The sequence below is a fragment of the Gluconobacter japonicus genome (assembly GCF_015244665.1).
GTDB lineage: Bacteria > Pseudomonadota > Alphaproteobacteria > Acetobacterales > Acetobacteraceae > Gluconobacter > Gluconobacter japonicus.
Window position 1 is genome coordinate 95,846 of the sequence record NZ_JABCQN010000008.1, and the last position, 8,654, is coordinate 104,499.

Sequence of the window (8,654 nt, forward strand, 5' to 3'; positions counted from 1 at the left end):
CATATGTGACACACGGTTGCAGTAATATCGCCAGTTGTTTGATCCTGCTGAACTCTGCTGCACCCCAAGGCCCGACATGAACCCGACTGAAATCTACGACGCTCTATCCAAGATCGTGGAGGCATCCTTTGATGCAGACGAATTTCCCTTCTCGTTTGCTGAAGCAACAGATGCTTCACAGGCGGCAATTTCAAAGCTTCGCAACGGGTCGACCAATAAATCTGAACTTCCGGGCGGGGTCTTGTTTGGTAAGAGATTTCATTATGCACCGGCCCCAACCGGAAAGAGCGACACTACTCTTGAGCAGTTGAGAGCATCGAAGAAAACGAAATCTGCCAAACCCGCCATTCTGCTCGCAACGGATGGTGAGATGATTGCGGCGGAACATACTGCTTCGGGCGAAACACTTCATTGCGCCTTCAAAGAGTTGGGGGATCAGTTCGGCTTCTTCCTCCCCGCTGCGGGGAAAGAACGATATCGCGCCGTTGAGGAAAACCCGGTCGATGTGAAGGCTACGGGTAAGCTCGCCAAGCTTTATGACGCGTTAATCAGGGCAAATCCCGACTGGGGAACAGATGCACGTCGTCATGAGATGAACCAACTCATGATGCGGCTAATCTTCTGTATGTTTGCCGAAGACGTCGGTATCTTTCCAGAGCAGCAATTCTCCCGCCTGATTTTCACCTATGCAGGCGATAAAGGTGAGGAAGCCCATAAGGTGATTATTGCAGCCTTCCGGGCGATGAACCTTCCCAAGCATGAGCGAACAGGTCTGCCCGCATGGACCGGTGAGCTGGACTACGTGAATGGCGGTCTGTTTGCTGGCGCCATTGATGCGCCAAAATTCGATATCTCTGCTTTCGGTTATCTGCGTGAGGCCTGTGGGTTGGATTGGGGTGAGATCAATCCGGATATTTTCGGTTCGATGATCCAGTCTGTTGCGGACCCCAAGCAACGCTCTGAACTGGGAATGCATTACACGTCAGTGCCGAATATCATGAAGGTCATCGGGCCACTTTTTCTCGATGATCTGGACATGGAGATCCATAAAGGCTGGGATCGTGCTCGCGCGCTTCAGCAAACACTGAGCCATATGTCGCACATCCGTGTGTTTGACCCCGCCTGCGGATCGGGGAACTTCCTTGTTGTGTCTTATCGAGAACTCCGGGCACGCGAGACGCGCATCATGCAGCGTCTGGAAGAGCTTGATGGCCGTAATGCCATGGGCACAAGCGAGATGTTCTCGCGTATCAAGATCGACCATTTCTACGGGATTGAAATCACGGATTTTGCAGCTGAGACAGCCAAACTTGCGCTGTTCATCGCTGAATATCAGGCCAATGCGAGTTTTAAGGCCGTTTTTGGGCGTTGCCCTGCCGCCTTACCATTGAGGGATGCTGCTCGCATTCATACAGGAAATGCCCTCCGACTTGATTGGGAAGAAATTTGCCCTCCGCCCGTCAAAGAAGAGGAAGTCTTTATTGCTGGGAATCCGCCGTTTTTAGGGTCAACTTTTCAAAGCCGCGAACAAAAAACTGATTTGGCCTATGTTTTTGCTAAAGACGTTAAGAGCTTTGCCGCCTTTGATTTTGTAGCGGCATGGTTTTTTAAAGCGAGCTGCTTTGTGCGTGAATATGCTGTGCGAGCGGCATTCGTATCAACAAACTCCATATGCCAAGGACAATCTGTTGCGGCTTTGTGGCCGCATATTCTTAGTGATGATCTGGAAATTTCTTTTGCGCACAAGGATTTCAAATGGAGTAATAACGCCTCGTCCAAGGCAGCCGTCATTTGTTCCATTATTGGGATTAGGAGACTTTCAAAAGAAAAAAAACGCCTATTTTCTGAATCTATTGAAAGTATTGTAGAGAATATAAATGCCTACCTTGTGGACAGCCCCCATGTTTTTGTGACTGGAATCAACAAGTCTTTATATAACCTTCCTTTCATGCCTCGTGGAAACCAGCCAACAGAAGGTGGTGCATTAATTCTTTCTTCCGAGGAGCGAGAAGAATTTATCGCATCTGAACCAAGATCTGAGAAATTCATTCGTAAGTTTATGGGCTCCATGGAAGTCGTACGAGGAATTGAACGCTATTGCCTGTGGATTATGGATCATGATCTAATTGAGGCGAGCTCAATTCCTATAATTAGCGCTCGTATAGAAAAATCACGCGATATTCGTATCAGCATGAAAGATCCCGGAGGGCGTAAACTCGCCGCCCGCTCTCATCAATTCCGTGACCTTTTAGCTCCCAAAAACCACGCCATCCTCGTCCCCCGCGTTACTTCAGAGCGCCGCCCGTACCTTCCAGTGGAACGAGTGGGAGCTGACGTGATTTCATCGGACCTCAATCAGGTCCTCTACGACGCCCCTGAATGGTGCATCGCGCTCATTGCGTCCCGTCTTCATCTCGTCTGGATCGGTACTGTCTGCGGCAAATTGAAATCCGATTTCCGCTATTCGAACACGCTCGGCTGGAATACGTTTCCAGTCCCGAAGTTCACGGATAAGCAGTTGGAAGCCCTCTCAGCCTCTGCACGCCGCATCCTGAAATGCCGCTACTCCCACTACCCCAAAACGATCGCGGACTTATACGATCCGGACAAAATGCCTGACGACCTTCGCGCCGTGCACAAAGAAAACGATGAGCTACTGGAGAGCATGTATATCGGCCGTCCCTTCCGCAACGACACGGAACGCCTAGAAACACTCTTCAAGCTCTATGCGGCCAAGATCAAAACGCTAGAAACTGCCAGTAAAAAGAAAAAGGCCGTGACCCATGGTTGAAATGCTCAACGTCACCTATGGCACGTCAACAGCCAAGACGAACGCATTAGGCCAACGCCCGATGCAGGCTCGTACCTACGATGCCCGTGCCGCGCAGTTTCTCCTTCTCAAAGCCCCCCCGGCTGCGGGTAAAAGCCGCGCACTCATGTTCGTGGCACTTGATAAGCTGCTGCATCAGGGGCTGGAGAAGGTGATCGTTTGCGTTCCTGAAACGTCAATCGGTGGCTCTTTTCGCTCTACCGATCTGATGAGCTACGGCTTTGAGGCAAATTGGGAGGTTGAGCCGCGCTGGAATCTCTGCCTGACAGGCGATGACGCGAGCAAAGAAAAGGTCAAGGCGTTTCAGGCTTTTCTACAAAGCGACGCAAAGGTTTTGGTCTGCACCCATGCGACATTCCGTTTTGGCGTTGATGCTGTCATTGAGACCAGTGGTATCGAAGCGTTTGATCGGTGCTTCATTGCGATAGACGAGTTCCATCACGTCTCGGCATCGGACAACAATCGCCTCGGCGTTATTATGCGGAACCTGATTACCCGTGACGCATGCCATATCATGGCAATGACGGGCAGCTACTTCCGTGGGGATTCAGATCCGGTTCTCCGGGAGGAAGACGAAGACCGCTTCACCAAGATTACCTACAGCTATTACGAGCAATTGGAGAGCTACGCCTTCCTCAAGGCACTCGGCATCAATTACGATTTCTATAAAGGGAATTACATCAACGGCCTTGAGGGCGTTCTGAACCCCAATCAAAAGACGATTATCCATATCCCGCATCGCGGCTCATCTGAAGCATTTGATGACAAATACAACGAGGTGGGTCGGATCCTCGATTTCTTGGGAAAGCATGAAGGTCGAGACCCTGAGACCGGCTTTGATTTGGTCCGCACAGCAGAAGGACGGCTTCTGAAGATTGCTGATCTAGTGGATGATGGTCCGGGCCGCAACAACGTGAAGACGGCTCTATCCCATGAAATTAGAGGAACGGATGGTAAGCGTGATGATGACGCTGACAGAGCCAAAGTTGATATCATCATCGCCCTTGGCATGGCCAAGGAAGGCTTCGATTGGGTATGGTGTGAACACGCTCTGACCATCGGCTACCGCTCCTCCCTGACTGAAATCGTGCAAATCATCGGTCGTGCAACCCGTGATGCGCCCGGGAAGCCTCGCGCCTTGTTCACAAACCTTGTCGCTGAGCCCGGGGTTGAAACGGGCGCGGTTACTGATGCTGTGAATGATATGCTGAAAGCAATCTCGGGTTCATTGCTGATGGAGCAGGTCCTCGCTCCGAACCTGAAATTCTACCGGCGGGAAGATGGGGATGTTCGTGCACCGATTGGCACGGATGATGAAGGTAATGTCACCATCGGGATTAAAGGCCTCATGGAGCCACCCACAGACCGCGCGCGGGCGATTTGTGAAAAGGACATGAACGATCTGATGGCGACGGCCTATCAGGAAATGGATCGCCGTGTGCTTTCACCGGAGACCGCCCCTGAAGTCGCAACGCAAATGGTTCTGACGGATATCATCGAAAGACGTTACGAGACGTTGGACACAGAAGAGGCTGAATCCGTTCGCCAGCATCTGGCTGCGCATATGAACGTCCTGACATTGGCCCGCAAGCAAGCCGAGCAGGATATTACGGGCGCGCAATCCGTGCTTGGTGCTCCACCAACCGAAGGTGCCCCCACAACAGGCGAAGGGGACGATGGTGGTGAGGAGACACCTGACAGTGCTCCGAACACTCTGCTGGAGATGGTGAAGAAATTTATCAATGTTCGGGACATCGATATTGAGTTGATTGATAGCATCAACGTCTTTCAGGAACGCTTCGAAGTCGCGTCTAAATCGTTGAATGCTGAGATCCTCGCGCATGTGCAATCCGCCATGGTTGCCTTGCGTGTGAATATGAGTGGAGACGAAGCACGGACTTTATGGCCGCGCATTAAAGCATTTCGCGCGACAGAAGGCCGCGAGCCCAATGTGAACTCCGCTAACACACTGGAGAAACGCATGGCCGAAGCGCTTGCCTGGCTGAAAGCCGAAAAAGCCAAGCGTCTACGCGAGGCAGCACAATAATGGTGCGCCCCTCTCTGGATGACATCTACAGCGAACACGACGAGTTTGGTCTTCTGGATCTCAAACAACGTGGTACCCGAAGTGGAAACACCACAGATCGTGGCGTCGCGGTGTTGCTGGACGTTACCCGTTTTGTCGAGCAGAACGGCCGCTTGCCGGACCCAGAGGCACTTGCCCATGACGAGATGAAGCTGGCGATGACTTGGGGCGCTGTAAAAACTTCACCAACCGAGAAAATGCGAGCAGCCGACCGCCTAGGACTTCTGGACGAAAAGTCAATCGCCCCGCCTCGCTCGTGGAAAGACGAAGTCCCTGAGGAGGCCATCCCGGAAAGTCTCGATGATATCTTTGATGATGACGAACTGGAGGTTGATCCCTCACTCGTCACCTTCCAACACACAACCCCCTCAAGCGAACGGGTGATACCCGATCATCGCGCTGAGTTTGTACCCTGCCGGGATTTTGAGAAATTTCGTGAGCGCTTTGAAGCCGTACAGCGTGCTCTGGAGACGGGAGAGCGAAAAGTAAGAGCGGTGAAGAAATGGGCCATTATTGAGCCCATAGAAGGGGATTTTTTCATCCGGAACGGTTTGCTCGCCATGATTGCTGAGAAGTCTGAGATGACCTCTCGCGGCGGCTCTCGGGATCACCGGTTACGGGTCATCTTCTCTAACGGGACAGAGAGCGATCCCTTAATGTCTTCCTTCCGGAAGTCGCTATCCGAAGACAAGACTGCGCGCACCGTGCAGAAGGTGGGTCTTGGTCCGGTTGATCCAGAATGGGAGAGTGATCAACTCGAACTGTCTGGCACAATCTATGTCGCCCGGTCGCGCTCAGAGGATCCTGCCATTCGAGAGCAGCGGATGATCTTACACAAAATTGGTGTGACCAGTCAGGATGTCGCCCGCCGTGTAGCTGATGCCCGTAACGATCCAACATTTCTACTAGCTCCAGTGGATATCGTCGCCACATACAGCCTCAAGAACCTCTCCCGCCATAAAGTTGAGGATCTTCTGCATCGCTTTTTTATATCCGCACGCCCTGCCGAATTATTCGTCGTGGATCGTCTTGGAAAGAAGATCTCGCCAAAAGAGTGGTTTTATGTGCTGCCAGAACACGTTGGCCAAGCCGTTAAACTGATCGAGGACGGGCAGCTACATCTCTTCCACTACGATGTGGCGACGCAGAAAATCGTACCGAACTGAGGCGTGGAGCGATGACACGAATTCTAACGGTGCTCACCCCACGCGTACGTAAAATGCACTTTCGTGTGCGTTGCATAAATCTTCACATTAAATGCCCCAGTTGCTCATCACGGTATCTGGCCGCCTGCGTGGTGTCTCTCAGGCAGCTCTGGGGGGTGAACGGAATGTCCGCTTCTCGAAAAAAAACGGGAGAAGCGGCAATAGAAGCTCAAACTTACGGGTAGCTTCACAATGGTGGACAGTCTGACGACACAACCTTATCAAACCAATTTCTCAACAATTTTAGGTATGCATAAAGAAAGTTTCATGCACGACCCAAAAAAGCAGCACGCCCTCAGAGCGTAATAAGCATTTCTATTTTGATGTTGGCGGAGCCCCGGACACTTGCAAGCAGAGGTGAACCGGGGCCACGTTTGACAGTCTAGAAAATTTCGCTCATTAATTCAATACCATGCGAGGAGGAAAATTGTGGCACAATGTTTTTCTCCGGCGGAGATAACAGAGTTTGAAAAAATTCTATCTCGCGAGAGAATAGATTATTGGAAAGCCATAGCAAATGATCAAAGACTGGCTACATGGCGATCCCGAATTAAATGTCCGGTTCCTGTAGACGATAGTCATGCAATTTTGTTGCACGAATGGAATTTCGCGCTGTCGTCAGCGTTTTTAGCAACTTTGCAGCCGTTCGAGTTGAGCATCCGCAATCACATGCATTCCGCGATGTCCAATTATTTAAAGACGGACCATTGGTGGGGTAAACACGGGAACAATAAATGGGAGGCGTCCGACAATATTGTTGGTAATTATAAAGAAGCCGTAAATGATGCAATAGCTATTGCAAGTAGGCGCGCTAAAGGTGTTACGTCCGGCGGCGTAATATCTGAGTTGTCATTTGGTTTCTGGTTATCCCTGCTTGGACCGTCCTATGATAACCCAAATAGCCACCCTTATTGGAGACAATGCTTTCATTCTGTTTTTGATAAACTGGGACCTTCGAGGCGAAAAGATGTCTATTTTGATCTGGAGCGTATTATTCGTTTAAGAAATAAATGTGCACACTTAGATCCCATAGTGAAAATGGATTTACAGAACGAATTTAATCATATCATTTATTTTTGCAAAAAATTTAGCCCGGAAACAGCTAAATGGATTGAAGATACTAGTTTACTTCCGGGCCTCTTAAATCGTGACTGGATTTCTGCTTTAAAAAAATGTGGGAGACTAATTGGAAGCGCTCCCTAAGAGCCCTTTTGGAAATTCAGCATGATGGGTTTTCAGGGCGTGTCGCGCGTGATTCAAGCTCTTGATGTGGACGCCCGAGCAGAGAGGCCGAATAGCCGATATTACTCGCAGGACGAAACGCTATCCGTCTGACCTGACAGATGAGGAATGGGAACGCCTAGCGCCTCTGATGCCGCCTGCGAACCGACGTGGTCGGAAACGGGCAACCGATTTTCGTGAGATCATCAATGCTCTGTGCTATCTCGTGCGCTCAGGTTGCGGCTGGGAGATGCTTCCGGTTCATTTTGGCCCGTGGCAGACGGTTTACTGGTGGTTTCGCCGGCTGATGCGCCGTTTCCTGTTCCAGACCATTCATGGCATTTGTCTGATGCTCGATCGTGAAGCGGCAGGACGTGAAGCCAGTCCATCGGGCAGCGTCATTGATAGCCAGGGTATCAAGGCGCCTCATGCAAAGACGCGTGGTTATGACGCAGGCAAGAAGATCGTCGGTCGAAAACGCCACATCGCAGTTGATACGGATGGCCGGCTTCTCTTGGTCCGGCTGACAACAGCCGATATTTCGGACAGCGTAGGGGGACAGATGATCCTTGATGCCATTCGTAAACGCTGGCCTTGGGTGAAGCACCTGTTTGCCGATGGAACCTATGATCGCCTCCAGTTGATGGATAAGGCCGCTTTTCTCGACTTCACAGTCGAGGTCGTCCGGCGATCAGATACAGCGAAAGGGTTTGAAGTCCTACCGCGTCGATGGGTCGTTGAACCGACCTTCGGCTGGAGGATCCGCTGGCGTCGTCTTGTGAAGGATTACGAGCAACGGATCGACGTTGCCGAGGCCATGATCCACATCGCCATGGGAAGCCTCATGCTACGCAGAAACGCTCATCCTTGGATTTCCAAAAGGGCTCTAAGCGCAAGCCGTTATGTAATAAATCCGTTATTTAATCTCAATTATAAGCGACAGCAGAAACATGTCCGCTTTCGGGAGACCAATACATAATTTGAATGTCGGATATGAGGCGAAACCGGAAGGTCCGCTTATTTCAAGCGGCTCCTCCTGGGGGGCAAGTATCCGTGGAACAGAAAACCTGCATAGGGTTTACACTGCGTACGACTAGCGAATGAGAACCACCTCAACTCCGATTGCGTCCGCAATTTCAGCCCATGCCCGATCGGCAGTGACCGCGGGGAGACCCATTTTTTTGGCTAGCGCCAGACAAGCGCGGTCTCCGTGACTGAGACCAACCCGCTTGGTCGCATCGCGCATCAATCCGGCCGTTAGAGCCAAATTGTGATCAAGAGGCCGCACGTCTAGGCGTAGAGCCGCGATCAG

The 8,654-nt window shown here is 51.2% G+C and carries 5 protein-coding genes and 1 pseudogene; 5 read left to right on the plus strand and 1 reads right to left on the minus strand.

Annotation, left to right across the window (positions count from 1 at the left end):
* Positions 1-76 precede the first annotated feature (76 nt).
* The 5 genes and pseudogenes from HKD32_RS13510 to HKD32_RS13530 all read left to right on the plus strand — a co-directional run.
* Positions 77-2,791 (plus strand): class I SAM-dependent DNA methyltransferase, encoded by a 2,715-nt coding sequence (locus HKD32_RS13510; RefSeq protein WP_194258257.1) that lies wholly within the window; start codon positions 77-79, stop codon positions 2,789-2,791.
* Positions 2,784-4,877, plus strand: a complete 2,094-nt coding sequence (locus HKD32_RS13515; protein WP_194258258.1) for a DEAD/DEAH box helicase — start codon at positions 2,784-2,786, stop codon at positions 4,875-4,877. The genes HKD32_RS13510 and HKD32_RS13515 overlap by 8 nt, the downstream gene beginning before the upstream one ends.
* A complete protein-coding gene (locus HKD32_RS13520; protein ID WP_062105648.1) occupies positions 4,877-6,082 on the plus strand; it encodes a GIY-YIG nuclease family protein in 1,206 nt (401 codons plus the stop codon). Before HKD32_RS13515 ends, HKD32_RS13520 begins: the two co-directional genes overlap by 1 nt.
* A gap of 468 nt (positions 6,083-6,550) precedes the next feature.
* On the plus strand, positions 6,551-7,324 hold the full coding sequence (locus HKD32_RS13525) for a hypothetical protein (RefSeq protein ID WP_145995811.1): 774 nt from the start codon (positions 6,551-6,553) through the stop codon (positions 7,322-7,324).
* A 64-nt stretch (positions 7,325-7,388) separates the two neighbouring features.
* Positions 7,389-8,210, plus strand: a pseudogene (locus HKD32_RS13530) (IS5 family transposase); the annotation flags it as partial.
* A gap of 225 nt (positions 8,211-8,435) precedes the next feature.
* Here HKD32_RS13530 and HKD32_RS15295 read toward each other — a convergent pair.
* Positions 8,436-8,654: PIN domain-containing protein (locus HKD32_RS15295; protein WP_337905551.1), on the minus strand; the 219-nt coding region annotated here is incomplete at its 5' end.